The organism is Pseudoalteromonas sp. GW168-MNA-CIBAN-0100, from assembly GCF_040309225.1.
In the GTDB taxonomy this organism is placed as follows: Bacteria; Pseudomonadota; Gammaproteobacteria; order Enterobacterales; family Alteromonadaceae; genus Pseudoalteromonas; species Pseudoalteromonas arctica.
The window spans coordinates 1-290 of the sequence record NZ_JBEOOL010000427.1; the positions used below are offsets into that span (position 1 = coordinate 1).

Annotated in this window: 1 protein-coding gene; it reads left to right on the forward strand. The window is 39.0% G+C overall.

Features of this window, described 5'->3' with window-relative positions:
- On the forward strand, positions 1–290 hold a 290-nt coding region (locus AAEY62_RS21805; RefSeq protein ID WP_350636485.1), incomplete at both ends, for a winged helix-turn-helix domain-containing protein.

Genomic DNA, 290 nt, shown 5'->3' on the forward strand with positions numbered 1-290 from the left:
GTAATGCACTAATTCGCCGCAGCGCAGGTAAAGCAAACCCAGAAATGACAGCAGGACCAATTAAAATTCATACTCGCTCGCAGCAAGTGTGGGTTGACGATAAAGAGTTAAGCTTAACTGCATACGAATACAAAGTACTAGAATACCTCATGGTTAATCCGCAAAAGGTAATTTCTAAATCAGAGCTTACTGAGCATATTTACGACCAAGACTTTGACCTTGATTCGAACGTAATTGAAGTATTTGTACTGCGTTTACGTAAAAAATTAGATCCTGAAGGCGTACTAAAT